A 24,387-nucleotide genomic window follows, 5' to 3' on the forward strand; every position below is an offset into this window, starting at 1 on the left:
CTTTATTACAATTAAAACCATCAATCATATTATGAAATATCTTTATATTGCTTTAGCAATAGCTCTCACTCTTTTTAGTTGCCAAGACACAAAAACGATCAAACCTACAACACTAACCATCAAGACCAATGTAGACACGGTTAGTGTTGCAAAAGTATTTAGACCTGTTAATGGTACTATATTATGGGATAATATCTTGGACGAATTCATCAAAAATGAAGGCGATTCACTTTCGGGAGATTTAAATATAGAGGGCTCTGAAATAGTAAGGGTATTAGTTGGCGGAAAACGATTCAGAATGATTTTATTTCCTAACCAAAATTACGGAGTTGGGTTTCAAGATGACTCGAGAGTTTTTACTGGAGATAATGCCAAAGGACAAGAGGCTTTGAATGCATTTGATAGAACATATGCATCGAGTTTTACATTTTTAAATATCTTCACGCAAGATACCACAGCTACTTTATTATCCAATCATATTTCAGACCTCAAAACTAAAGACATCTCAATTATAGATGACCTATTGAAAACAGAAGCTATAGATGCCGATTTCTATGAGGTTTTAAAAACAGAGATTGATTATTATTATGCTGATGGTTTAGTTAACATTGCCAATTATAAGAGTGAGCGAGCAGAAGGTAAGACACTTAGAGATCTTAAAGATTTAATAGAAGCAACAAAGGTTGCTTTTCCTTTTACAGCTGAACAAAAACCAATAAACTGGGTAGACTATGTCATGGAAGCAGAAATTCGACCAGCCATTGTAGAACGTTATAATAAAGAGGATCGAATACAATTTTTCAAATTGGATACGATTCATCATATATATAAAAGCATTATCAAACAGCAACTAGAAGAACCATTTAGAGAACAGTTACTTGCTAATTATATACTGAATGCTTCTAGGCAAAACCAATATGAAAAGAGCTTAATCCAAATTTTTGATGAGTTCAATATGAATTATCCTGAGAGTGTTTACAGTTCATATCTTGAAAAAGATATTTCAAAAATTAGAACATACTATCAGAAAATTCAGGGAGAGTTACCAAAATCGGTGACGTTTGTAGAGGGCGAACAAATCAATACATTACAGGAGCTTCTTAAAGAGTTTGAAGGAGAGAAGCTTTATATTGACGTTTGGGCAACATGGTGTGGTCCTTGTAAACGTGAATTCGCCAATAACCATATGATAGTAGATATTCTTGAAGACAATGGTTATAAAAAATTATTTATTTCACTTGATCAACCAGAAGCAAAGGATAAGTGGATAGAGTTAATAAAATATTATGACTTATCGGGCTATCATCATTTGGCAAATCGAGAATTTTTTATTGATTTTGAAAAGAATCATTCAGCGGTGAAAAATGGTATTGCCATTCCGCAATACCTATTAATTGACAGCAATGGGAAAATAATTACAAATACTGCCCCTCGGCCAGGAGATCCAGATGCTATACTGAAATTAATTCAGGATCAATCTTAAAGATAATCAACTAGAAATAGTGTTGTATTCAAAGTTATAGTGTTCGATAATATATGCAGCGAGGTTTAACTATCGCTCTGCACGATCTAAGACCTAGGCATCAAAGTACAATATTAAAAACAACAGGATTTAAGATCTATTTCTAAAACCTATACTTTAAAAATTTACTCTAAATACAATATTTGGCGTAATACCAAGTCCAATGGTGGTTTGTTCTACTAACCTTGGGTCGTCATCTTGATTATGCTCTATTTCAAATGTTTTATCTATTTGGTTTTTCTGGTTATAGATATTTAATACCGAGGCACCCAGACGAGCTTTGACAGATTTTTTCTCACCGATAAAAAAATCATAAGTGATGCTTGCATCTAGTTTGTGATACGTATTAAGACGTTTATTATTTTGATCTGAAAAAGTTACTCTGTATTCTGTTTCACCTATATCATTTGTAAAAGTCTCTATTCCAGATGGATTTGAATACGGTTTTCCCGAGGCCAAAGACCAGCCTAAGGATAGTTGAAATTGTTTATACTTATAAGTGTTGGACCAAGAAATTATATGACGTTGGTCAAAATTACCAGGAAAGGAACCGTCTTGGATGCCTTTAAATTTAAAATCGGTTTTGCTTAATGAATAAGCTACCCATGTTCGAAAATGTTTAATTCGTTTTTTTAATAATACATCTAATCCATAGATTTTACTGCTACCAAAAACATAGCGTTCTTCATCAACACTCACCTCGTTAAATCCTTTAGTTAAAGAGGTTAATCCTTTAATTTCTTTAAAATAACCTTCAATATCTGCGGTCCATCCATTTTTAGAGAACAATACACCAGCCGCTATTTGCTTGTTGTTTAATACAGGAGTTTCATCTTCATCTGACAATACCCATAAGACATTGTCCAAACCAAGTTCATTAAATTCAAAAGACACTAGTTTGCTTATTGCTTGATTTTTTATTTCTGCAGAGGCCTTTACCTTCCATACATTATTAAAAGCATAATCTGTATATAGCCTAGGTTCTATATACCATTTTTGATTATCGGTAAACAAACTATTTCTAAGCCCCATTCTTACATACCAACCTTTTGACTGAAAATTGTATTCTCCAAATATGCTATGAAAACTCTGATTATTACTTTCATTAAAACTTTCATCATCTTCATTTAAGAAACGCAGATTATAACTTACATCTGCTGTGGTTACATCATAACCCAAAGAGATGTTTTGTTGTTCATTAATTTTATATCTTAATTGCAATAAAGCACCTCTGTCTTTAATATTGTTTTCTTTGGAAAAGTTCTCCTCCAATACATTGTTTGTCGATTGTATAAAATCATATTTAGAAGTATAATCAGATAACCGTAGTTCAGCATCGATTTTCCAATCTGATGTTAATAGGCCATTCCAATGAAAACTGAGACCATTATTATTAAGTTCTAACATATCAGATGATACTTCATTATCAATGTCTTCGTTTTTATAATCAAGTCTGTTACTTATTTTTAAGGCACTAACACTGAAAGTGTGATTTGTATTAGGTTGAAAAATTACTTTTGTACTAAGATCTGTGAAATAAAAATCATTTTCTAAAATAGTTAATTCTTCTTCTTCAACAATATCATTGATTTCTTCCACTCTTGTGTTTTGATAAACTTTATTACTTAATGCTGTAAATGGAGGGGAATCAAAAAGGTCTGTAGTAGCTCTTCTTGCAGAGACTATAATGCCTATTTTTTCATCGAGTAATGATGTTTTAACTAATGCATCTGCTTGCAATAAATTACTACCCAATCCAATAGTTGTTTTTTCTGGAACAGTTTCAGTCATATGCATATCTATAACTCCAGCAATACGTTCGCCATATTTAACGCTTGCACCACTACGATATACATCAACTTGCTCTATAATGTATGGGTTTAATGGAGAGATCATGCCAAATAGATGTCCTTCATGATACATTTTAATGCCATCTAATAAAATAAGATTTTGATCTGGTGTTCCGCCTCTGATATGTAAATTGGATGCCGATTCTGTAGGACTTGAAATACCTGGTAATAACTGAAGGCTTTGTAGTACATCTGGTTCGGTTAAACCAGGCAGAATACCTAATTTATCGGGTCGCATAGTAACTGAACCATCTTTCTTTTTTTGATAAAAACCTGAGGTTAAATACTCGGCAACCAAAAGAACTTCATCCAAGGTGTTAATATATATTAGTTCTTCTGGTTCTTTATAAAGAGGTTTGACGATAATATTAGTTGTATTTATATACTGAAATTCCAACGCACTTTGTTGAGAGATCATTGCTATTATTGTTTTTAAATCTGCATTGCCAGAAAAAGAAAAACGTTTGCCGTCAAACAAACTACTATTAAATGAAAAGCGAATATTGTAACGTGTTTCAATATCCTTTACTACTTGTATAAGAGGGGTATTGTTATAGTTAAATGTATGCTCTTGAGCGTATAGTTTAGTTGAGAGTACAAGAAAAAACAGAAATAATATGTAACGCCTCATTAATATTTTTTAATTATAACGTTGCCATCTATCTTTAATATATATGGAATATCTAAAGTTTCAAAAATGGTTCTTAATGCTACATTAAGATCACCATGTGCAAATCGACCAGTGAAATTAATAGGTTTTAAATGCTCTTTACCTTCAACTTCTATAGAATATTGTCGTTCTAATTCTTCTATGACTTCGAGAATATTAACAGTGTTAAAGCTACTTTCGTGTTGTAGCCACCTAGGAGAATTATCGTTATTTATATAATTGTTTTGTTCAATACTGTTTTGTATCGAAAAGCCTTGTCCTTTTGTTAATACAATTGATTCATATCCTTCAACCATAACCTTTACTTTTCCTTCATAACACACCACGTTGTAAAAATTATCTCTGGAGTTTACAGTAAATCGTGTTCCTAATACTCTAACATCACCATTAACTGTATTTACAGTAAAAGTTGATCCTTTTTCTACCTCGAAATAAGCTTCTCCTTCTAGAGTTAATCCTCGCTTTTTATTCCAATTGTAGGGTTTATATTTGATATTAGAGTCGGCATTTAAATACACTTTAGAATTGTCTGGTAAAGAGAACTCTATTTGCTGAGCTAGTTGGCTTCTATAGGTAGTTGTTTTAAAAAATAAAGAGTAACCTAAAAACAAAAATAAGGATGCTGCAATAGCATAGATCCAGTTTGAGATTTTAAATTTTGGCTTTGATACTAGGTTTTTAGTGTTTTCTAACTCAATCTTCTCCCAAGTTGCCTTAAAATTAGCATCAATATCAAACTCAGGGAACTCAGCCAAGTTAGTGGTTTCAACTATATCCAAATATTTTTTGTAGTCTGGATCAGCTTCGAACTTGCGCAACTCTTCTTTTGATAGAGTTCCATCAAGCCACTTTGCTAAAAAAGTGTCATCGTAAAGCTGTTCCATATGTTTAATTTTTGGGTAGTATAACTTGTAAACAGCTAAGCTTAAAAAAACCCTAGTTAAAGCTTATAGTTTTTTATGCTTTTCTTTAAGTTAAGTAATGCAGAGTGCATTCGTTGCTCTACTGCTTTTACCGAAATATCCAACATTTCTGCTATTTCCCTATATTTCTTTTTTTCAATGCGATTTAATAAAAACACCTCTCGCTGTTTGGGAGACAAATTATTTATTGCTGCTGTTAATTCTTTTCGAAATTCTTTTTCTCTTAAAACGAATTCAGGATCTTCATGGTTAACTCTTGAATCGGATTTTGTTTTTTGATACTTTAAAACCACTTTTTGGTGATCTAATTCGTTGAAAAAGGCATTTTTAACAAGAGTAAGCAAATAAGACTTTGCTTTTTCTATTGGAACTTTCGCACAATTATTCCAAAGTTTTATAAAGGCGTCTTGAGTTAAGTCTTCAGCTTGTTTTCTATTGCCACATTTCGAGTAGATAAAGTTATTTACCATTTTTGAATAGTTTCTATAAACTTTTTCAAAAATATATTTTTCACAAATTGAGGCTAAGCTTTGACTCATTTATCACTTTTATTAAAGTCAAATTTAGTTATTTTTTTATCAACCTAGGGTAAATTTTTTTGAGCCTGTTCTAGTAAAAACACCTCAAATGAAAAACCTATGCGTAGAAACAAAAGCCTCACAGTAACTTTACTAATTATTGCTTTAATAGCTTTTATTTCATTGGGCTTTAAGGTTAAGCCTATGATTAATGCCTATGAAGATTTTCTTCCCAAAGTCGTTTACGATGTAAGTTATAATTTTTATACAAAAGGTATTGACCGCAAAGTCTTTGTTAAGACATTTCTTCCTGAAAGTAATAATCGGCAAAAAATATCAAATGTCAAGCAAAAGGCGAATGACATGAAGTTTAGAACCGAAGAACAAAATGAAAACCTGAGAGCTATTTGGAGAGCTCAAAGTAAAGATAAGTTTTATACCATAAACTATGCTTTCACTTATAAAGGAAAAGCTGTAAAGTATTTGATCGATGATAATCTCTCTCTCCGAAAACAGAGCGACACTATATTATACCGTTATCTTAAACCAGAAACTTATATTGAAGTAAATCATAATAAAATAGATGTATTAGCATCTGATTTAGCTAAAAACAAGAGTGATTTAAAATCACTAATTAAGAGTATCTATGATTATGTTCACAACATACCTTCTGCTCCTATTCGAGACCTTACAAGTGCTTTAAAGGCTTACGAACAAAATCAAGCGTCATGTAATGGGAAAGCCCGTTTGTTTGTTGCGCTTTGTAGAAACCGTGGCATTCCTGCCAGATTAAAAGGCGGATTGATACTAGAGGACACAAAAAAGAGAACGTCTCACCTATGGGCAGAAGTTTACATTACAGACCATTGGGTGCCTTTTGATGTTCTTAATGGGCATTTTGCTTATTTGCCAGCCCATTATTTAGAATTATATACTGGCGATCATTTTTTAATAACACATACGCCAAATATTCTATTCGATTATAATTATACCATGGAGGAAAATCAACACATTCCATTTATGAATGTTACTACAGATGATGCCTTAATGGACCATCCTATATCTTTATTAAAGCTATCTAGAAGCGGTATTGTTCCAAAACACACACTTCACTTTTTATTGCTATTACCTCTTGGTGGGCTCATTATAGCATTATTGAAAAATGTACTAGGGTTAAAAACCTATGGAGTGTTCTTACCTATACTTATCGCTTATACTTTTACATCTACAGGATACATTACTGGCATGTTCTTGTTTTTGATAATAACGGGCTTAGTGGCACTTATATCTGTTCCCTTAAATAATTGGGGATTACTATATACACCTAAGATTGTTATCATCTTAACCTTTACGGTCATTATGATTTTTATATTCCTTAATGTAGGTCTATCCTATAAACTAGATTGGTTAACGGCAATTTCATTTTTCCCTATTATCATATTATCAATAATGGCAGAACGTTTTGCACGAGCTATAGAAGAAGATGGTACGAAAAAGGCCTTAAACAATATTTTGCAAACACTGGTTGCAACATCGGTTTGTTATTTGGTATTTGCTTCAACAACCATAAAAATGGCGTTATTGATATTTCCAGAGATTATATTACTTCTAGTGATAGTCACTTTACTATTAGGTAAATGGATAGGGTTGCGAGTTTCAGAATATAGACGTTTCAGTTTTATTATTAGATAAATATTAAAAACATAAATAACTATGAAAATCTTAAATATTCTAAAAAAAAGCTTACAAAACGATTTTGATGTCTTAGGAATAAACGAGAGAAATGCATCTCTAATTTATCCGAATAATAAACGCAAAGATTATAAGTTAGCAGATGATAAAGTATTAACTAAAAATATTTTAGAAGCATACCATATTCCTTGTTCAAAAACCTATACTGTTATAGAGAATATTGGTAGCATTCAAGAAAAATGGAACGATGTACAGCGCCAAACCAAAATAGCGATTAAACCAGCTAATGGTAGTGGAGGTGGCGGTATTAAAATTATAAAAAAAGATAAAGAAGGACATTGGACCTCGGGAGGACATAGGATTTTAAAAGAAGAGATTTTTCTTCATTTATCTAATATCATAATGGGACGCTACTCTTTTGGGTCTACCGATCGAGTACTTATTGAAGAATGTATAGAGCCGCACTCATTCTTCAGTGAAATTTATCCTCAAGGTGTTCCAGATTTTAGAATAATATTGCTCAAAAAAAAACCACTGATGGCTATGCTAAGGGTGCCTACAGATAAATCTGATGGCAAAGCAAATTTACATCAAGGCGGATTAGGTATTGGGATAGACATGAAAAAAGGAATACTGACACAGGCTTATGATGGTGTATCTTATTTTGATACGCATCCAGATAATGGAAATCAAATAGTTGGCAAGCGCATACCATATTGGGAGTCTATTGTACAGATATCTATACAAACAGCAAAGCATTTTCCTCTTAACTACTTAGGGGTAGATATTGTTATAGATAAGATTCACGGACCATTGATAATGGAAGTCAATGTGAGACCAGGTCTAGGAATTCAACTAGCTAATAAAACTGGCTTGAAATTTTTTTTAAAGACAACCTAGGGTTTTTTAAAAACTCCCTGTTTTCCTTTTAAACACCCAAAACTTTAAATTATGGAATTTAAAAAATCCCCATTCCCATACATTTTACTTTTATCCTCTATTTTAAGTATCGCATTTTATGCCAATAGAACTTGGGATAAAAAAATGAATGAACCACTTACATATTCATTGCACAAAATTGAAAACTCATCAAAAAGCGAGTTAACAAATCTAGCACCACCTTCGTTGATTTCTATTTCTGCTGCCGTAACTAAAGACACTAAATAGGCTGTAATTCAATCTTACTTTCAACAATCTCTAATCTTTTATAATTAAAAAATATATTATGAAGCACTCTTTTTTTTTCCTATTCCTTTTTGCTATTGGGTTGTCTAGCGCTCAAGTTGATCTAAGTGTAAACACACTTTCAGGCTATGAGTATAATATCAATAGATCTCCAGAAACGCTTTTTGAAGACTCAGAACTTGTTGATAAAGAAGATTTAATATTTAGTGGTTTTTATCAAGAAATAGGTGTTAGATTAAGATATAGTAAAGAGCTAAAATCGGGTGTTTTTAAAGCCTATTTAACACCTAAGAGACGATTTTTTATTGCAGAGCCAGAACTTAACCTATTACTGCTAAGGTCTGGGTTAAAATACACCCATACCTTTAAGAAGAAATTAAAATGGGAAAGCGGTATTAATTATACCATTAAAGATCGCGAAGGTTTAGATTTAGATGAAAATGAATTAAGTGTTCCCTTAGGCTATAATTTACTTAATGTGAAATCTGGATTGCATTTAAGACTATATAAAAATAACAGGACACAGTTCCATTTGCACTATGGAAAGAAGAACTTTAATGCATCTGAAAACAGAACAACCTCCTATAACAAATATGGTGTAAGTGTAGATTTTAAAACCATTTATTGGAAAAACCATTTATTATACTCATATGGCATTGCTGCCAAGTTCTTTCATAGGGATTATGTGACATTGAATGAGGAGGAAGCTTCCGAAATTTCTAGAACTTGGCAGTATATCAACTTTGAATTATATTATACTATATCTTTAAATAAGAAATGGACCATTAAACCGTCTATTGACTATCAAAAGCGAATAGATGCTACAAATGATCGATTTGGGTATAATCAAATTCGTGCAGGTTTAAATCTTAATTTTAAATCTGAAAAATTTAAAAACAGTATTAATTTCTCCTATAACAATAGGCGTTTTGATATGCTTCAAGCTGAAAATAATTCGGGAGCATCGATAGACAATTTGAAGTATGATTATTTAAGGGTAAGATATAATGCAGACTATAAATTAAATGATAAGCTATCTCTTATCTCAGAAGCATATTTAGTAAATAGAGCATCAAACAACGACAATCAAAACACAACGACTTTTCGTTCTTATCAAAACTTTTATGTTGGAATAGGACTTCGTTGGCAGCTATTTTAGTGCTTTCTGTATGAATTTAAAGAGATTTTAAAAAGCAGACCAACCAAAGTTAGTCTGCTTTTCCTTTTAAGAATTATTATTTCTAGAGTTTTTACGTTTTTCCCTGCGAATCTTCCAAGGTGCATTTTTCTGCCAGTCACCTGCCATAATACAACCATAAGGCATCACTTCGTCAATGACGTTACCCAAATCAAATTCATCCATTTGATCTCTAACGGTTTTTGCGTTTTTATAAGCACTAGGTAACTCAGTAATGTCAATTTCCTTTGAGAAAAAACGAACATCCAAACCTTTAGTTTCTTCTTTAAAGATTTGCATGATGGTTCCTGTTTTACTTTTTCTATGTTGTGTTCTGCTCACATTTCGACCTGCACCATGAGGCGCAAAACCTAAATTGGTTGTTGTCGTAGATCCTTCAACGATTAATACAGGTTCGCTCATATTTAATGGGATCAATCTCGGACCAGTAATATCTGGCATAAACTTAGCATCCAAAGGTGTAGCACCTTTAGCGTGGTAAAATAAATCACCATCTTTAAAGACAAAATTATGCTCATTCCAGTATCTGTTTTCGATAGCAATCTCTAAAGACTCTGCTACCGAATTATGAATCACTTCATGATTGGTCTTTGTCCAATCTCTTATAGTTTGTAAAGCCTCCCAATACGATTGTCCTTCATCGGTATCAAAAGGAATCCATGCATTTTGCTTCTTCGTTTCAGGCGATAATTCCTTTCTAAAACGTTCGGCAATTTTCATTCCTTTCGTGTATAATCGTGCCCCAGGGCCTCTTGATCCATGGTGTGTGACCATCATGGTATTTCCTGTTTTTTTAGACGTTCCTACAAATAAGAAATGATTACCATCGCCTTGTGTTCCTAAATGTGATCTTGCGATTTGAATCATTTGATTATCATTCAATAAAAAATTACCCTTAAAAGCATCTAATAATTCCTTCGGAAATCTAAATTGCGTATGTCTATCACGTCCTCCAGGACCAAAATGGGTGTTGACATGAGCTGCATCAAGGATGTCTTTTGGATTAGCATTACCAAAATCGGTTAACATTACTGAACAACAAATATCGGCACTATGCATTCCTGGATGAATCGCATTTTTTGCAACAGCCACACCTCCAACAGGAATAGTTCCATCTGGACCTGCTGGACAAGCATCAGGCATGATAGCACCATCAACTAATGTTGGTGTTTTCATCAAAGTTTGCATAGAGTTGATCACTTTAGAAACATTGTCTTCTTCCAGCTCATTTTCAGCTTTTATATTAATAGAAAACTCAATTGACGTTTTATGTAACGCTATTGGGTCTTGTGATTTAAACTGCTCTAAGTAAGTTTCTAAAGCATCACCTTCTAATCTGTTTTCATTAATATAAATTATGGCGTCTTTCATCCATTTACCTTGTCTGTATCCTAAGGCGATTAAATCGTGACCTGTGATTTTTGTGTTCATGTTTTTATTTTTTATTAAGCTCCACCAGTTCCCTCGACTGATGGAGCACTACTACCAAAGTCTAACTAATAAGACTTCTTTATGATTACGTTGCAAATATTTAACCCTATTGCGCAATCTTTTTGCGTAGTATAATTATTTTAATTTTCTAAATGTTAAACTCATTCTTTCATTGTCTGTATTTGATCTAATTATGGCATGCTGCCATACATTTTTGAAACTCATTATTCATGTAAATTAATGAACCAGAAATAAGATTAAAGTCAACAATTGTCTCTCGATTTTCAATATTTCTAAAACGAAGTGTCCTTGTTTCACCAACAGAGACAATTACCACTCCTGTGTTTTCTATCAGTATGTCTGTTCGGTCAGAATGGAATCCCATTCTTGAATTTCCATTTTCATAATAATTGATCAAACAGTTGTTTGGTCTGAAGCATAGAAATTTTTCAATAGAAGCTATGATTTCTTTCATTTCTTGTGTGAACTGCTGAAAAGGATATTCCATCTGAGAGTAATTATAAGGTCTTCCAAAACTTGCAGTTTTTCTATTTACCATGCTCTCGTCCCAAATCGTATTACGCCTTAAATTTTCAAATAACAATCTGTGATTATTTAAAAAGCTTTCTCTGTAAGTTATTCCTTCCATAATTTCATTAAATTTTAATCACTTCGTTTAAAAATTCCGCCAGATTTTAGACTTATAAAAACCCAGCAGAATTTAATAATTAAGAATAGGAGCCTATTCCTCAGTGAAGTAATTTATACAACCTTATCTGCACATGATGAACTCGCAAAAGCATAAGGCTTGGCCTTAAAAACAAACCCCATTCCAAGAATGTAGCCCATTGCATCTTTTAGAGCTACATTAGATTTAAATTTAGGATCTGTATTAATATCGGCATGAACCTCAAGTTCTACATTGTACGTATCTAAAATGTCACAAATCGAATATGCGACCTCTACAGACATCGTTACTTCCTTAAGCATACGTTCTTTAATGCCAATATATTTTGTCCCTTTGTAATTTCTCATAAACATAAAACCACCTTTTCCTTCACGCAGTATCACAATAACTGTTGCATATTCAACATGAGATTTATAGGCTTGAGAGTCTGAACCAACACAAATCTTTAAACGATGTCCGTTTTTTTGTTCTTTTACAATAGCATTTTCAATTACTTCGGTGATGGGTTGGTCAAAAACCTTCCCACTAAAGTTTCTCCATTTTTGTTGTACAATTTTCATCTCTATTTAGTTTCTATTTAATAATTATGTTGTGGAACAAACTGGGATCGAACCAGTATTTTCGGAGCTTCAATCCGACGCATAGACCAACTTTGCTATTGTTCCTATTGGGTGATTCCGAGATTCGAACTCTGTTCTCCTCATTCACAGTGAGGTACTTTACCATATAAGCTAAAACCACCATATTTTAGTTCTGACAAAAGGAATCGAACCTTTATCCACAAACGTATCAGGTTTGCACTTTACCAGTTAAGCTATGTCAGAATATTGTTAACCTGACAGGATTCGAACCTGTACCGAAAGATTCAAAGTCTTCCATGCTGCCGTTACACCACAAGTTATTTTGTAAGCTTAATAGGACTTGAACCCATATCACTAGATTCGTATTCTAGCATGTTATCCAATTACACCATAAGCTTATATTGTACTCCACCCAAGATTCGAATTTGGACTTAAAGGCGCTTAAAACCTTTGCCTCTTCCAGTTGGGCTAGTGGAGCATATGTTGCCTACGCGCCACCTGGCACGTTTGCTTAAAATGTCTACTAGACATTTTTTTCACGCAACGCCCTGTACAGGAAGAGAGATTCGAACTCTCAAAATCTTGTTTCTAAGACAAGAGCGTATGCCAATTCCGCCATTCCTGCATTAGTTGAGATGCCAGGAGTCGAACCTGAATCCTTCGCCTTATGAGAGCGATGCTCTACCAGATTAAGCTACATCTCAATATGTTGAGGTAATAGGATTAGATCACATGACCCTATTTCTTTTTGTTTGAGTTCGTGAATGCGTTGCATTTCGAACCTATGACTCTCACGATGTAAGCGTGACGCTCTTACCACTGAGCTATACCTCAATTTGTACTCTATAAGGGAGTCGAACCCTTGTCTTCCGATAGAAATGAGTTTACGAATTCAACGAAACCTATTTCTTTAATTTGCATGAGTGAGTTAAAGTCGGATGCACTAACCACTATGCTAATAGAGTCTATTTTTATGGCGTTACCCTATTGGGTCAGGCTTTCGGTAGTCGCTCTCTGCGAGGAGCTTCAACAGTACCTCAATCCTTAACGCAAATTGCGGTTCATACGAGATTCGAACTCGTATCTCCCAAGAGACAGTCGGGAAGGATAGCCATTACCCCAATGAACCAGTTTTGTACATCTACTAAGAATCGAACTTAGACATGGAGATTAGAAATCTCCTGTGCTATCCATTACACCATAGATGCCTGATGTGGGAATTATAGGATTCGAACCTATTTAGCAATCGCACCAGTTTTACAGACTGGCTCAACTCTCCAACGTTGACGTATTCCCTTATGTTGAGACAAGGATGAGATTTGAACTCATAAAAACCAGTTTTGCAGACTGACGCCTTAACCAATTCGGCCACCTTGTCTTTAGCGATACCGATAGGATTCGAACCTATAGCCTGTCGGTTAACAACCGACTGCTCTACCATTGAGCTACGATATCATATTGTGGAGCTACGGAGACTTGCACTCCATTCTGCGAGTTGCAAACCCACTGTTTTGGCTTGTTAAACTATAACCCCATTTTTGCGGAGAGTAAGAGAATCGAACTCTTACTGCATTTAAGCAGACTTGCTTAGCAGGCAAGCACAACAAACCATTATTTGTCTACTCTCCAATAATTATTCTATTCTGAGAGGCAGGATTGACGTCGTCTCTCCTGTTGTATCTCCTTGCTAATCAAATTCAAGCAAGCTTGATTTGATTGTTTCGTCTGAGAGACAGGATTCGAACCTGCAACCTCTCGCTTCCAAAGCGAGTAAACTAGCCATCGTTCTCCTCTCAGTTTTGCGGAAGGAGTGGGGTTAGCTCATGTGATTTTTATTTTATTAAATAGGAATTCGTGAATGCTTTGCATTTCGAACCCACACGAGTCATAATCTCCGAACACTTTTAACTCAAAGAATACTATTTCTATAAATAGGATTCGTTGAATTCGAACCCTCATTTCAAAACTGTGGCCACCGCCAATTGGCTTGTCCTTCCTATGTTGTTGACGCAGTGAGAGTCGAACTCACATCACCTCGATTAAAAGTCGAGTGCTCTAGCCAGTTAAGCTACACGTCATCTTATTGTTTTAATACACACCATAAAAAAAGCACCTCGTTTTACGGAAGGTGCTTTTCTTAATTTTATAAATACATCAACTCATGTATCTATAACCTTCCTATAGTATATGTTTAATCCGGCATCACAACTAAATATGACTTCAATTCGCTTCGGTTCGAGCGACCAGATCATGTATTGAATTATATGTTGTAAATAATTTTGCATTATTATGTTGTTTGTTTTGATGGTGCAAATATGAAGCCAATTTTTTAATTACGCAAGAAAATTTTAATTTAATTTATTGATAATCAAACAGTTAGACTAAATATAAACAATAGAATTCCTGTCCGTTTTTTAACGGATAATGTACATGTTATACAATAGTCTGTCTCCCAATTGTTTCACTGTTTATTAGATCTCTATTTTACGTTTTATTGCTTCAGAATCATTTTTTAAAAAAAATTAAAAAAAAACGTCCAACTTTTAGGTTGGACGCTTCATATTATGGTTTTAATAGTATTTAAATTATATTCAACTCTTAAAAATAGATACAAAACGTCCTTGTAGGGAATTCAGTAAAATGACTGCCCATTTATAATCGCATTCACTAAAGCGCGACATCGGTTGTTTATGTATCTGTTGTTTTACCATTTTATATTGTAAATATACTTTTTTATTTATACTGCAAATATAATTCCATTAATATGCACTGTTTTTGCGTAGTATAATTATTTTTCTTCTTTTTTATTCATTTTTAAAATGGAGGTTCCCATATTTTTTTACTCATAATGGCTTTGACTTCTTCGTAGGTTATCGGATAGAAATCGTGACAATCTACACCAACATCAAAACTGTTCATTGTTGGGTCGTCTGTTAAACTTCCATGTGAATGGCCGTAAAGGTGCCATGTTCCTCTAAAGCTTGATCGCCATACACGCATTGCATAATGTAAGAGTATGATTTTCTGCTTACCATTTGGCGCCTCTTCATCATTAACATTGAGTTCGAAATAATCTTTTATCCATTCAAATCGGTTTGGGTTTGCCAAGGCAGCACCTTCGTGATTGCCTCGAATTAAAAAGATATGTCCGTTTAATTGCTCAAGTATGTCTCGCATTCGCTCGGCTTTACAGAGTCCGAAATCACCTAAGTGATAGACCTTATCATGTTTATTGACTCGACTATTCCAGCGTTTTATGAGTTCTTGGTCCATGTCTTCTACACTACCAAATGGACGATTGGTGAATTTTATAATATTCTCATGACCAAAATGATGGTCTGAAGTGAAATATATATTTCTAGTTTTATTCATGTTTTCTAATATGTTTTTATGAAAAGGATTGCTTAATCCTTCTTCTTTTTTTGCTTCCCTTTTTTTGTTTTTTTCTTTTTGGAAGCTTTCTTTTTCTTTGGTTTTATCTTGTTTTTAACTCTTGTTATTTCAGAATCGATAAACGCCATAAAACTGTTGTTGTATACGTACAACTTTGCTTTTTTAAAAGTTTTCAATGCTTTTTTATACGCGTCTTGACATTCTAAAAGCTGTGCCTGTAATACCATAAGCTCGCCTTTTTGAATTGACTTTACTGTAAGTGCAAAATCGATTAATTTTTGCGCTTCATCATAATCATGATTCCAAATCAAAACCAAGATGTACTTTGGATAAACTTTTACAAAATCCATCTTACTAGCTAAGGCTTCAGCAAAATAATATTTGGCTTTTTCGTAATCGCCAAGCTGTTCCGATTGTAATCGTCCCATGAGATATAATGCATATGCATTAGTGTTCTCGTAAGACAACGCATAATTTAGATTTTCTACAGTTTCTTCTAAATCGTATGGATAAGCATCTATGGCTTTAAGCACGTAATTATTTAACAAATTCGTGTCCATTGTTTTTTACTATTTTTATAATTCATTTTTTGCGACACATAAGTTCGCTAAAGCCATTTAATGGCTTGATATTTTAACTGTTTTGGAGGAGGTTTAGCAGACTTGCTAATGACTGAAAACAAAAAATCCGAAACAGTTAAACAAATGCTTCGGATTTTTCATTGTGTTTTGAAAAGTATATTAGCTATACGCTCGAAGCATCACAGAATGGGCTTTTCCCACTGGATTTCCTGAAATAGGTATGAATAAATACATAGCTTCGTGTTTTTGTTAATACTAATTTTTTTACCTGAATTGTTTAATTCTTCGCTACAAATATTTGGATTTATTTTTCAATTATCAAAATTTATTTTTTCATTTTCAGAAAATTATATGCCTTAATACGTAGTATTAACTTTTTTTGAAAAATCAAAGATTTAATGCGGATTTTTCATTTTTTGATCTAATTTCCTTTCTACGCAATTAAATTGCGTATATTTAATTTTAGTATAAAAAGCCCTCTATATTTATATGAAATTGAAGTGTTTTATTTTCTGTTTTTTTGTTATTAGTTTTCAGAGTTTGTATGCACAACTTAGCATTGCAGATGAAGAGAAATTAGCGGTTCTATTGACCGAAAAAATCAATAACCTTAGAGTTGAAAAAGGGAAACAACCTCTTAAAAGACATGAAGATTTAGCGAAGGCAGCAAAGTTACATTCAGGTTATATATCAAAGCGAAATAAGCTCACGCACATTCAAATTAAAACGGCACTACCACAACCAAGGGATAGAGTTGAAAAATTTAATGTATCATTTACAAATATTGGAGAGAATATTCTGTATTCAAAAATTATAAGAACGCCTTTATCTATGGGCAATTTAAAAAAGTTGGCAATTGATATGTACCGTTCTTGGAAAAACTCTCCTGGTCATTATGCTAATATGATTTCTGATAGTTTTAGCTATGGCGATTTTGGATTTACCTATAATTCAAAATCGAAGCGTGTGTTTGCTGTTCAAGTTTTTGGTAAAAAAGGACATATTGTTGGTGGTCAATTGTCTAAAAATGCATTTGGGATTCTAGCAAGTGATTTATCATGTCATGATTTAATAGGTAATAAAGGAAATATTATTGTTAATATGGGCAATGCCTTATCAATTGTTAATGATGAAGTTGTCTTTTCATATCATAATCTTGAGAGTATACAAGAGATCTTTGAAAGCGCAAAAGATGGCTTGGCAATTGATTTGGTAACTAGAGATCAACTGGTTTGTGGCCAAGAGAATAAGTTGGATGCATCTAGCATTTATGAAGGTGTTTTGCTTAAACCTAAATACCGAGATGAAATTTTTGCAGGTAATACTGCTCAAAACCCCAAACGGCTTGTGGTAGTTTTAGGGAAAGTACCAGAGCATCTTAAAAATGAGACGTTAAGCCCCAATTTGATTTTAATTAAAGACGGAAAAAAGTGTAGCTATGCTGTCCCTTCAAATATTCCGAGCAGAAGATATAACCTTAGACCTATTGACCCAGAAGTTTTTATACCAGGAGTAGCATTAAAAACAGAAGGAGTTCATGGGATTTATGAGGTTCGTTTTGATTTTGAAAGTGGTAAAACAAAACCTTTATCCAATCCTAAGATTGATATTGATAGGAGTAGTATTCATTCTATTGATATCAAAAGTTTCACTTCAGTTGATGGAAATTCAAAAGCGAATCACCTATTACACACTAAACGCGCGAACTACATTCATGATTTCTTAAATAAGAATTTAGATTTGAGTAAGGTTCCTATAGATATTAATGCTAAAGAAAATTGGGAACTGTGTTTTTATCATCTAGAGCTTTTAGGATTAGAACATACGTTAGGGCAAAATAAGGAAGCGATTAAAACCTATATTCAGAATAATTTGGATGATAAATGGGAAGAGTCTCTTAGTTTACAACGGCAATCGAAAGCGATAATTTATACAAAGGGGACCTGGAATAAGCATGATGATCTTCATTTAAACAATAATTTGATTGACGCCCTTTTAAATCAAAACTATGATTTGGCAAATCAGGTGTTAGCAGATATGTATTTTGAAGTTAATAGTGATCTTTTTTTAAACGAAGAGTTTATTCATGATAAGCTGTTTAATAAGCAGGAATTGGTTCAAAATGTATCGGCTTTACTGTTAAAAAACATCAATTTCTATGCTACTGATAATGTCGTGTTTTTTGTTAGAAACTGGTTATCGAAGTCTCATTTACTCTCAGAAGAAGCTCAAAAAAATTTACTAAATCTGTATACAATTACGTCGAGAAAACTGCTTAGGAACTGGGATAGTAGTATAGAAGACTTCTCTAAAGTCATGCATCCGGAAAAGGTGGAGCCTCTTTTTGAAAATTATAAAAATCAAAATAAGGTCAACCCTTTGTTTCTCAATTTTCATATGTCGAGTATTGAATATTTCGGACAAATAAATTACAGTCCTAAAATTGGTGAATCGTTTGATTTTATAACAAATTACTTTAAAAGTGTTTCAAAAAACATAAAAGATGATACCGATTTAAGTTTGTTTTTTAATAGTTGGAGTATGTACACTATGACTGTAGAAAGATTATTAGAACGGTTTGAAGATGGTAAATTAGATGAAGAATCCTCTTTTGTTTTAATAAAAACTTTTGTTGCAAATAATAAGGATTATGATGCTGAAGTGCTGTTAGATATTCATAAGAAAGCCATCTCATTTAACAAGGACAGATGGTGTAGATGGATTGATAGAGACTTTCAAAATTTAAGAGATGATGGTGTTAAAAATTTGTTTTGTAAAACGTGTAATGACTAAGATATGGCAGTTAACAAAAACGCATTAATTAGATATAAAACCATTGATAAATGTCTTCAAAATAACTTTAGGCAATGGACGCTTAACGACTTAATTGAAGCTTGTTCTGATGCGTTGTATGAATATGAAGGAAAAGGTGTTGATGTAAGTAAGCGAACGGTTCAATTAGATATTCAAATGATGCGAAGCGATAAGTTAGGTTACAATGCACCAATTGTGGTTTATGATCGAAAATTTTATAAATATGAAGATGCGAATTACAGCATTACCAATAGTCCCATTTCAAATCAAGATTTAAGTAAATTATCTGAAGCGGTTTCGTTTTTAAAACAATTTCAAGGGTTCTCGCATTTTGCTGAATTGGGTAGTATGGTTCAAAAACTTGAAGATCATGTTTACACGCAACAAACACATGAAAAATCACTCATAGATTTTGAAAAAAACGATAACTTAAAGGGTCTGGAATTTCTGGATGAACTCTATCAGTTTATTTTGAAAAGACAAGCTATTGAGATGACGTATAAATCATTTAAAGCTAGACAAGAAAGTACTTTTAGTTTTCATCCCTATCTGTTAAAAGAATTTAGGAATAGGTGGTTCGTTATAGGCAAACGAAAATCTTCAGAAGGGATTATGAATCTGGCTCTAGATCGCATTATTTCAGTAGAAAAAAGTAATAAAACATTTGTTGCAGATAAAAGCTTTAATTCGGAAACATATTATAAACAGGCGATTGGTGTTTCTGTGAGTCCAAACATGAAACCAGAGAACGTATTGCTTTATGTTAACCATAAGCAAGCCCCTTATGTACTTACAAAACCATTTCATTATTCTCAAAAAGAAGTAGCGCGAGATAATTATGGTGTGACCATTTCATTGGATGTGCAATTGAATTTTGAGTTGGAAAAAGAAATTCTAGGTTTAGGAGAAGGTATAAAAGTAATAGCACCAGAGCGTTTAAAACGAAATATTAAAGAACGTTTATATGATGCTGTAGATGCTTATGAAACTGAAATTAACGACAAAAATCTGAGAACTATTTCGAAACGATTGGAATATAAAGGTTTTGGGATTTTGAATCATGTATATTCTAAGCGTGATATTAGAAAGTTAAAGACAAAACTTGATGCCTATATTAAGCTTAACAACGAACAGGTTTTTGGGATGCGAGAAGTTCTTTTAAAACTACCTGAACTTAAACCTATTATATTCAATAAAAATTTTAAAAAACTCATAAAGTCTATTGATAAAGATGTTTTCTTAACAAAAGCTATTTATTTTGATAAGTCCCCTAAAGATAATTGGTATGTGACTTGGCATCAAGATATACCTATTAACGTTTTAAAAAAGGTGGAAACCGAAGGGTTTAGTGCATGGACCAATAAAAAAGGGGTTATTAGTGTCATTCCGCCGGAAGAGATTTCTAAAAACACATTTTCTATGCGCATTCATTTAGACGATACCACCATCAAAAATGGAGCGCTCAAAGTTATTCCTGGATCGCATCAAAAACGATTAAACACCGAAGAAATTAAGTTAATAACTATGAATTCTATTCCGTTTGTAAGTGAAGTTGGTTCTGGAGGCGTACAATTGTTAAAACCCTTATTACTTCATGCGTCTTCTGAATCTAAAATTCAGCGTAGACGGCGTGTATTACATTTGGAGTTTACGTCTATAGAATTACCAAATGGATTAGAATATGCTGAAAAAGAATTGTTGTAAATATTTTAAATAGGTAATGTCTATGACATTGGTAATATCTCTATTACTTTTCCATAAACATTTTTTGTCCATCCGTTAATTCTACCGTGATTATTACCAATTAATAAGCCACGTCGGTTGTTTTTGCCCTTTACAAGGTGCGTAAAACAATTTCCTCTAACTTTACAATACACAATATCTCCAGTTTCACAGTGTTCCCAATTAATAGGAGCAAGTTTAACAGGTTGTTTAGATTTTAATAGAGGTAACATTGAATTACCGGGTTCTTTTGAAATGATGGTTTGACCATTTTGAAGTTTTTGAATTTTCCAATTCATAATTTTAAATTTTAAAAGTTATATAAGTCATTATTGACTTACATATCCTTCAAGATTTTACAAAAGAACTTTCAATGAACTTGCACAAATATATAGGAAATTATTTAAGTGATTTTAAAAACACGAGATCTCCAGCTTTGAGTTTAGTGTCGTTTTCGAAAAAAACAGTATCCTCATTTACTTTTGCTTCGATTAAATAATAATTGCCTTTAAAATAACTATGGACGACAGTAGCCTTTAGTTGAGATGTTTTAGCGGGTTGTAATTGATGTGCATAAACAATCTTGTTATTAATGACATTAAATTCGCCAAAAAATGAAGCAATTAATGGTGTTTTTGGGTTTTTAAAAAGGTGTTCAGGTGTATTAATGGTTTCAATTTTGTTGTTGTGCAAAATGATCATAGTATCTGCAAAACCAAGCACATCGTCTTTGTCGTGCGTCGCGACAACACAGGTAATATTTTTTTCTTTCAGGTATCTAAAAACACGTCTTCTTAGAGATTGTTTTTTAAAATTATCAATATGACTAAAAGGCTCATCTAGGAGAATAATTTCGGGTTGTTTAGCTAAGGCTCTAGCGAGAGCAACCCGTTGTTTTTGTCCACCAGAAAGCGTTTTGACTTTGGTTTTAGCAAAAGCTGAAAGCTCTACGACATCAAGTAATTCGGCAGTACGCTCTTTTTTTTCCTCTGGAAAGAAATTGGAAAGAAACTTCCCTATATTTTCTTCTACTGAAATAAAAGGCATTAGATCAAATTCTTGAGCAACATATTTCATAAAATCGTAGCCAACAACCAAGTTGTATTTTGGGCCAAGAATCTCATTGTTTTTCCAATGAATACTACCTAGGTCTAAATCATATTCACCATATAATAGTTTCAAAAGCGTGCTTTTACCCGAGCCACTTTCGCCAATAACAGCAAGATGTTCACCTTGATTGATATTAAAAGACAAGTCTTTTAATACTGGTGTTTTATGATAAGAAAATGAAAGGTGTTTAACGCTTAACATACGATTGCAAAAATACTACAAAAAAGTCGCTCTAATTTAGAGCGACTTTTACATATATTGAGAAAAAGGATTATCCTTTTACTTCTTCTTTTGTTTTGCTAGGCAGGACATCAAAGCCCATATTATATAATGTAAAACCAAAAATATCTGCATATTGTTCAATTGTTTTACTAATAGGTGTTCCTGCACCATGACCAGCATCGGTTTCAATACGAATTAATGTAGGGTTATTACCTGTTTGCTTATCTTGAAGTTCTGAGGCAAATTTAAAGCTATGCGCTGGAACCACACGATCGTCATGGTCTCCTGTGGTGACTAAGGTTGCTGGATATTGAACTCCTTCTTTCACATTGTGAACAGGTGAATAGCCTTTAAGGTATTCGAACATTTCTTTATTGTCATCTGCAGTACCATAATCGTAAGCCCATCCAGCTCCTGCGGTGAATGTATGATAACGTAGCATATCAAGAACACCAACGGCAGGGAGTGCTACTTTCATTAAATCTGGACGTTGGGTCATTGTTGCACCAACTAATAAACCACCATTAGAACCTCCTCTAATTGCAAGATAATCACTCGAAGTATATTTATTCGCGATGAGGTATTCTCCAGCAGCAATAAAGTCATCAAACACGTTTTGTTTTTGCATTTTGGTTCCTGCTTTATGCCATTCTTTTCCATATTCTCCACCACCACGTAAATTTGCTACAGCATAGATGCCGCCTTGCTCCATCCAAACAGCATTGGTGACACTAAAACCAGGGTTTAGGCTAATATTGAATCCTCCATAACCATAAAGAATTGTTGGATTTTTGCCATTGAGTTCGATACCTTTTTTGTGTGTAATAATCATGGGTACTTTTGTACCGTCTTTTGAGGTGTAAAATACTTGTTTACTCTCGTAATCGTCACTATTGAATTCGATAGACGGTTTCCAATACAATTCAGATTCTCCAGTGTCTACATTATAGGTATAAATACTGCTTGGTGTATTATAATTTGTGAATGAGAAGTAATCTGTTTTTTCTTCTTTTTTGCCACCAAAGCCACCAGCATTACCAACTCCTGGAAGTTCTATGTCTCTAATGAATTTTCCATTGTAATCATACTGCTTCACTTTTGATACGGCATCAACCATGTACTCGGCAAAGAAATAACCACCACCAGTTGAAGGGCTTAATACATATTCAGTTTCAGGAATAAAATCCACCCAATTCTCAGGAGTTGGATTAGAGACATCTGCAGTCACAATTTTTTGATTGGGAGCGTTGAGGTTTGTTACTAAATATAACTTGCTTCCTTCATTTTCTATAATATAAGTATCACTATCGGTATTATCTAAAATAGTTACTAATGGACTATTAGGCTTAGTCAAATCTTTAATAAATAATTTATTTCCAGAAGTTGAAACACTTGCAGAAATAACTAAATAGTCGTCATTTTCGGTAACGTTTCCACCAATGTATCTATGTTTTTCAGCAGGAGTACCTCCAAAAATTAATTCGTCATCTTTTTGCGACGTTCCTAATTTATGATAGTACACTTTATGTTGATCGGTTTTTGCAGATAATTCACTTCCTTTTGGCTTGTCATAACTTGAGTAGTAAAAACCTTCGTTTTTATACCATGACATACCACTAAATTTAATATCGACTAAAGTATCTTCTATAATTTCTTTAGTTTCAACATTCATTATTAGAATTTTTCTCCAGTCACTTCCGCCTTCGGAAATAGAGTAAGCTAAAGTTTTACCATCTTTAGAAAAGCTTAGTCCTCCTAGCGAAATGGTTCCGTCTTCTTTAAATGTATTTGGGTCTAAAAACACACTTGCAGTGCTTGGGTCTGCTCCAGTTTTATGTCTGTAAATTACATATTGATTCTGCAGCCCATCATTTTTGTAGAAATACGTATAGTCACCTTCTTTGAAGGGAGCACCTACTTTTTCGTAATTCCAAAGTTTAGTTAAACGATCTTTTAATTCTTCGCGATATGGTATATTGTCTAAGTACCCAAATGTTGCTTCATTTTGTGATTTTACCCAAGATTCTGTTTCTTCACTTCTATCATCTTCCAACCAACGGTAAGGGTCTTTTACATTTGTACCGAAATAATTGGTTACTGTATCTACTTTTTTGGTTTCAGGATAGTTTACCACAATATCTCTTTTTTTTGATTCGGCTTCTTCTTTACAGGAGCTAAATGCAATTATAGCAATTAATAATATTGAAATTTTTTTCATGATGTATCATGTCTTGATTAGTATCTCAAAAATAAACAAAAAAGCCTCTACAACTTAATGTAAAGGCTT

The 24,387-nt window shown here is 33.2% G+C and carries 18 protein-coding genes and 17 tRNA genes; 7 read left to right on the forward strand and 28 right to left on the reverse strand.

The genetic code is table 11. The annotated features are described in order from the left end of the window. Positions 1-31: 31 nt before the first annotated feature. A complete protein-coding gene (locus tag KWG70_RS03885) occupies positions 32-1,483 on the forward strand; it encodes a TlpA family protein disulfide reductase (protein ID WP_230934683.1) in 1,452 nt (483 codons plus the stop codon). Positions 1,484-1,639: 156 nt separating this feature from the next. On the opposite strand, the gene KWG70_RS03890 is transcribed toward KWG70_RS03885, so the two are convergent. Genes KWG70_RS03890 through KWG70_RS03900 form a run of 3 tightly spaced genes read right to left on the reverse strand, consistent with a single transcriptional unit; the run spans position 1,640 to position 5,504 of the window. Further along, positions 1,640-4,003 (reverse strand): TonB-dependent receptor plug domain-containing protein, encoded by a 2,364-nt coding sequence (locus tag KWG70_RS03890; RefSeq protein ID WP_230934684.1) that lies wholly within the window; start codon positions 4,001-4,003, stop codon positions 1,640-1,642. Continuing rightward, positions 4,003-4,926: a FecR family protein gene (locus KWG70_RS03895; protein WP_230934685.1), complete on the reverse strand. Its 924-nt coding sequence runs from the start codon at positions 4,924-4,926 to the stop codon at positions 4,003-4,005. The genes KWG70_RS03890 and KWG70_RS03895 overlap by 1 nt, the downstream gene beginning before the upstream one ends. Before the next feature lie 56 nt (positions 4,927-4,982). Next, on the reverse strand, positions 4,983-5,504 hold the full coding sequence (locus tag KWG70_RS03900) for an RNA polymerase sigma factor (RefSeq protein WP_230934686.1): 522 nt from the start codon (positions 5,502-5,504) through the stop codon (positions 4,983-4,985). Between the two features lie 99 nt (positions 5,505-5,603). Here KWG70_RS03900 and KWG70_RS03905 point away from each other — a divergent pair, with 99 nt between their 5' ends. From KWG70_RS03905 to KWG70_RS03920, 4 genes are read left to right on the forward strand one after another with little or no spacing between them, the layout of a single operon-like run. Further along, positions 5,604-7,175 (forward strand): 7TM domain-containing protein, encoded by a 1,572-nt coding sequence (locus KWG70_RS03905; RefSeq protein WP_230934687.1) that lies wholly within the window; start codon positions 5,604-5,606, stop codon positions 7,173-7,175. Between the two features lie 21 nt (positions 7,176-7,196). Further along, on the forward strand, positions 7,197-8,075 hold the full coding sequence (locus KWG70_RS03910; protein ID WP_230934688.1) for a sugar-transfer associated ATP-grasp domain-containing protein: 879 nt from the start codon (positions 7,197-7,199) through the stop codon (positions 8,073-8,075). A gap of 51 nt (positions 8,076-8,126) precedes the next feature. Then, positions 8,127-8,342 (forward strand): hypothetical protein, encoded by a 216-nt coding sequence (locus KWG70_RS03915; RefSeq protein ID WP_230934689.1) that lies wholly within the window; start codon positions 8,127-8,129, stop codon positions 8,340-8,342. Positions 8,343-8,400: 58 nt separating this feature from the next. Next, positions 8,401-9,519 carry a DUF2860 family protein gene (locus tag KWG70_RS03920; protein WP_230934690.1) on the forward strand — a complete coding sequence of 373 codons (1,119 nt, stop codon included), beginning with the start codon at positions 8,401-8,403 and terminating at the stop codon, positions 9,517-9,519. Between the two features lie 66 nt (positions 9,520-9,585). Here KWG70_RS03920 and KWG70_RS03925 read toward each other — a convergent pair whose 3' ends face one another. The 22 genes from KWG70_RS03925 to KWG70_RS04030 all read right to left on the reverse strand — a co-directional run bounded on the left by KWG70_RS03925 (position 9,586) and on the right by KWG70_RS04030 (position 16,211). Then, the gene (locus tag KWG70_RS03925; RefSeq protein WP_230934691.1) at positions 9,586-10,989 is read right to left on the reverse strand and encodes an RtcB family protein; all 1,404 of its coding nucleotides are present in this window, start codon (positions 10,987-10,989) and stop codon (positions 9,586-9,588) included. 187 nt (positions 10,990-11,176) lie between these two features. After that, on the reverse strand, positions 11,177-11,638 hold the full coding sequence (locus tag KWG70_RS03930) for an alpha-ketoglutarate-dependent dioxygenase AlkB (RefSeq protein WP_230934692.1): 462 nt from the start codon (positions 11,636-11,638) through the stop codon (positions 11,177-11,179). Between the two features lie 113 nt (positions 11,639-11,751). Then, complete coding sequence (locus KWG70_RS03935) at positions 11,752-12,237, reverse strand: ribonuclease H-like YkuK family protein (protein WP_230934693.1); 486 nt, start codon at positions 12,235-12,237, stop codon at positions 11,752-11,754. 32 nt (positions 12,238-12,269) lie between these two features. Continuing rightward, positions 12,270-12,342: transfer RNA gene (locus tag KWG70_RS03940), tRNA-Phe, on the reverse strand. A gap of 4 nt (positions 12,343-12,346) precedes the next feature. Next, positions 12,347-12,419: transfer RNA gene (locus KWG70_RS03945), tRNA-His, on the reverse strand. Between the two features lie 9 nt (positions 12,420-12,428). Continuing rightward, positions 12,429-12,501: transfer RNA gene (locus tag KWG70_RS03950), tRNA-Ile, on the reverse strand. 6 nt (positions 12,502-12,507) lie between these two features. Continuing rightward, positions 12,508-12,578: transfer RNA gene (locus tag KWG70_RS03955), tRNA-Gln, on the reverse strand. Between the two features lie 5 nt (positions 12,579-12,583). After that, positions 12,584-12,656, reverse strand: a tRNA-Arg gene (locus KWG70_RS03960). Between the two features lie 153 nt (positions 12,657-12,809). Continuing rightward, positions 12,810-12,883, reverse strand: a tRNA-Leu gene (locus KWG70_RS03965). Positions 12,884-12,888: 5 nt separating this feature from the next. Then, a tRNA-Met gene (locus KWG70_RS03970) sits at positions 12,889-12,962 on the reverse strand. Between the two features lie 5 nt (positions 12,963-12,967). Continuing rightward, positions 12,968-13,092: transfer RNA gene (locus KWG70_RS03975), tRNA-Val, on the reverse strand. 5 nt (positions 13,093-13,097) lie between these two features. Next, positions 13,098-13,223, reverse strand: a tRNA-OTHER gene (locus tag KWG70_RS03980). 171 nt (positions 13,224-13,394) lie between these two features. After that, positions 13,395-13,466, reverse strand: a tRNA-Arg gene (locus KWG70_RS03985). Between the two features lie 6 nt (positions 13,467-13,472). Next, positions 13,473-13,554, reverse strand: a tRNA-Tyr gene (locus tag KWG70_RS03990). An 8-nt stretch (positions 13,555-13,562) separates the two neighbouring features. After that, positions 13,563-13,636 (reverse strand) — tRNA-Cys (locus KWG70_RS03995). A 5-nt stretch (positions 13,637-13,641) separates the two neighbouring features. Further along, positions 13,642-13,713 (reverse strand) — tRNA-Asn (locus KWG70_RS04000). 6 nt (positions 13,714-13,719) lie between these two features. Further along, positions 13,720-13,792, reverse strand: a tRNA-Ala gene (locus tag KWG70_RS04005). A gap of 7 nt (positions 13,793-13,799) precedes the next feature. Next, positions 13,800-13,886 (reverse strand) — tRNA-Ser (locus tag KWG70_RS04010). 96 nt (positions 13,887-13,982) lie between these two features. Next, positions 13,983-14,055: transfer RNA gene (locus KWG70_RS04015), tRNA-Pro, on the reverse strand. Between the two features lie 207 nt (positions 14,056-14,262). Then, positions 14,263-14,336, reverse strand: a tRNA-Lys gene (locus KWG70_RS04020). 736 nt (positions 14,337-15,072) lie between these two features. Then, positions 15,073-15,630, reverse strand: a complete 558-nt coding sequence (locus KWG70_RS04025; RefSeq protein ID WP_230934694.1) for a metallophosphoesterase family protein — start codon at positions 15,628-15,630, stop codon at positions 15,073-15,075. A 32-nt stretch (positions 15,631-15,662) separates the two neighbouring features. After that, positions 15,663-16,211, reverse strand: coding sequence for a hypothetical protein (locus KWG70_RS04030; protein ID WP_230934695.1), 549 nt, complete (start codon positions 16,209-16,211; stop codon positions 15,663-15,665). 510 nt (positions 16,212-16,721) lie between these two features. Here KWG70_RS04030 and KWG70_RS04035 point away from each other — a divergent pair. Both KWG70_RS04035 and KWG70_RS17935 read left to right on the forward strand, forming a co-directional pair. Next, positions 16,722-19,025, forward strand: coding sequence for a CAP domain-containing protein (locus tag KWG70_RS04035; protein ID WP_230934696.1), 2,304 nt, complete (start codon positions 16,722-16,724; stop codon positions 19,023-19,025). 3 nt (positions 19,026-19,028) lie between these two features. Continuing rightward, a complete protein-coding gene (locus KWG70_RS17935) occupies positions 19,029-20,750 on the forward strand; it encodes a WYL domain-containing protein (protein WP_317206744.1) in 1,722 nt (573 codons plus the stop codon). A gap of 20 nt (positions 20,751-20,770) precedes the next feature. On the opposite strand, the gene KWG70_RS04050 is transcribed toward KWG70_RS17935, so the two are convergent. From KWG70_RS04050 to KWG70_RS04060, 3 genes are all read right to left on the reverse strand, one after another. Continuing rightward, on the reverse strand, positions 20,771-21,067 hold the full coding sequence (locus KWG70_RS04050; protein ID WP_230934697.1) for a S26 family signal peptidase: 297 nt from the start codon (positions 21,065-21,067) through the stop codon (positions 20,771-20,773). 100 nt (positions 21,068-21,167) lie between these two features. Then, on the reverse strand, positions 21,168-22,079 hold the full coding sequence (locus KWG70_RS04055) for an ABC transporter ATP-binding protein (RefSeq protein WP_230934698.1): 912 nt from the start codon (positions 22,077-22,079) through the stop codon (positions 21,168-21,170). 70 nt (positions 22,080-22,149) lie between these two features. Then, positions 22,150-24,318: a prolyl oligopeptidase family serine peptidase gene (locus KWG70_RS04060; protein ID WP_230934699.1), complete on the reverse strand. Its 2,169-nt coding sequence runs from the start codon at positions 24,316-24,318 to the stop codon at positions 22,150-22,152. Positions 24,319-24,387 lie beyond the last annotated feature (69 nt).

Origin of the sequence: Psychroserpens luteolus, from assembly GCF_021032705.1 — a bacterium.
Classification (GTDB): domain Bacteria; phylum Bacteroidota; class Bacteroidia; order Flavobacteriales; family Flavobacteriaceae; genus Psychroserpens; species Psychroserpens luteolus.

What these genes read in the sequence shown, in the direction of transcription:
- KWG70_RS03905 (WP_230934687.1), top strand. Translation starts at nt 5,604, where the DNA reads ATGCGTAGAAACAAAAGCCTCACAGTAACTTTACTAATTATTGCTTTA.
- KWG70_RS04025 (WP_230934694.1), bottom strand. Translation starts at nt 15,630, where the DNA reads ATGAATAAAACTAGAAATATATATTTCACTTCAGACCATCATTTTGGT.
- KWG70_RS04055 (WP_230934698.1), bottom strand. Translation starts at nt 22,079, where the DNA reads ATGTTAAGCGTTAAACACCTTTCATTTTCTTATCATAAAACACCAGTA.
- KWG70_RS17935 (WP_317206744.1), top strand. Translation starts at nt 19,029, where the DNA reads ATGGCAGTTAACAAAAACGCATTAATTAGATATAAAACCATTGATAAA.
- KWG70_RS03930 (WP_230934692.1), bottom strand. Translation starts at nt 11,638, where the DNA reads ATGGAAGGAATAACTTACAGAGAAAGCTTTTTAAATAATCACAGATTG.
- KWG70_RS04030 (WP_230934695.1), bottom strand. Translation starts at nt 16,211, where the DNA reads ATGGACACGAATTTGTTAAATAATTACGTGCTTAAAGCCATAGATGCT.
- KWG70_RS03915 (WP_230934689.1), top strand. Translation starts at nt 8,127, where the DNA reads ATGGAATTTAAAAAATCCCCATTCCCATACATTTTACTTTTATCCTCT.
- KWG70_RS03925 (WP_230934691.1), bottom strand. Translation starts at nt 10,989, where the DNA reads ATGAACACAAAAATCACAGGTCACGATTTAATCGCCTTAGGATACAGA.
- KWG70_RS03885 (WP_230934683.1), top strand. Translation starts at nt 32, where the DNA reads ATGAAATATCTTTATATTGCTTTAGCAATAGCTCTCACTCTTTTTAGT.
- KWG70_RS03890 (WP_230934684.1), bottom strand. Translation starts at nt 4,003, where the DNA reads ATGAGGCGTTACATATTATTTCTGTTTTTTCTTGTACTCTCAACTAAA.
- KWG70_RS03920 (WP_230934690.1), top strand. Translation starts at nt 8,401, where the DNA reads ATGAAGCACTCTTTTTTTTTCCTATTCCTTTTTGCTATTGGGTTGTCT.
- KWG70_RS04050 (WP_230934697.1), bottom strand. Translation starts at nt 21,067, where the DNA reads ATGAATTGGAAAATTCAAAAACTTCAAAATGGTCAAACCATCATTTCA.
- KWG70_RS04060 (WP_230934699.1), bottom strand. Translation starts at nt 24,318, where the DNA reads ATGAAAAAAATTTCAATATTATTAATTGCTATAATTGCATTTAGCTCC.
- KWG70_RS03910 (WP_230934688.1), top strand. Translation starts at nt 7,197, where the DNA reads ATGAAAATCTTAAATATTCTAAAAAAAAGCTTACAAAACGATTTTGAT.
- KWG70_RS03895 (WP_230934685.1), bottom strand. Translation starts at nt 4,926, where the DNA reads ATGGAACAGCTTTACGATGACACTTTTTTAGCAAAGTGGCTTGATGGA.
- KWG70_RS03935 (WP_230934693.1), bottom strand. Translation starts at nt 12,237, where the DNA reads ATGAAAATTGTACAACAAAAATGGAGAAACTTTAGTGGGAAGGTTTTT.
- KWG70_RS03900 (WP_230934686.1), bottom strand. Translation starts at nt 5,504, where the DNA reads ATGAGTCAAAGCTTAGCCTCAATTTGTGAAAAATATATTTTTGAAAAA.
- KWG70_RS04035 (WP_230934696.1), top strand. Translation starts at nt 16,722, where the DNA reads ATGAAATTGAAGTGTTTTATTTTCTGTTTTTTTGTTATTAGTTTTCAG.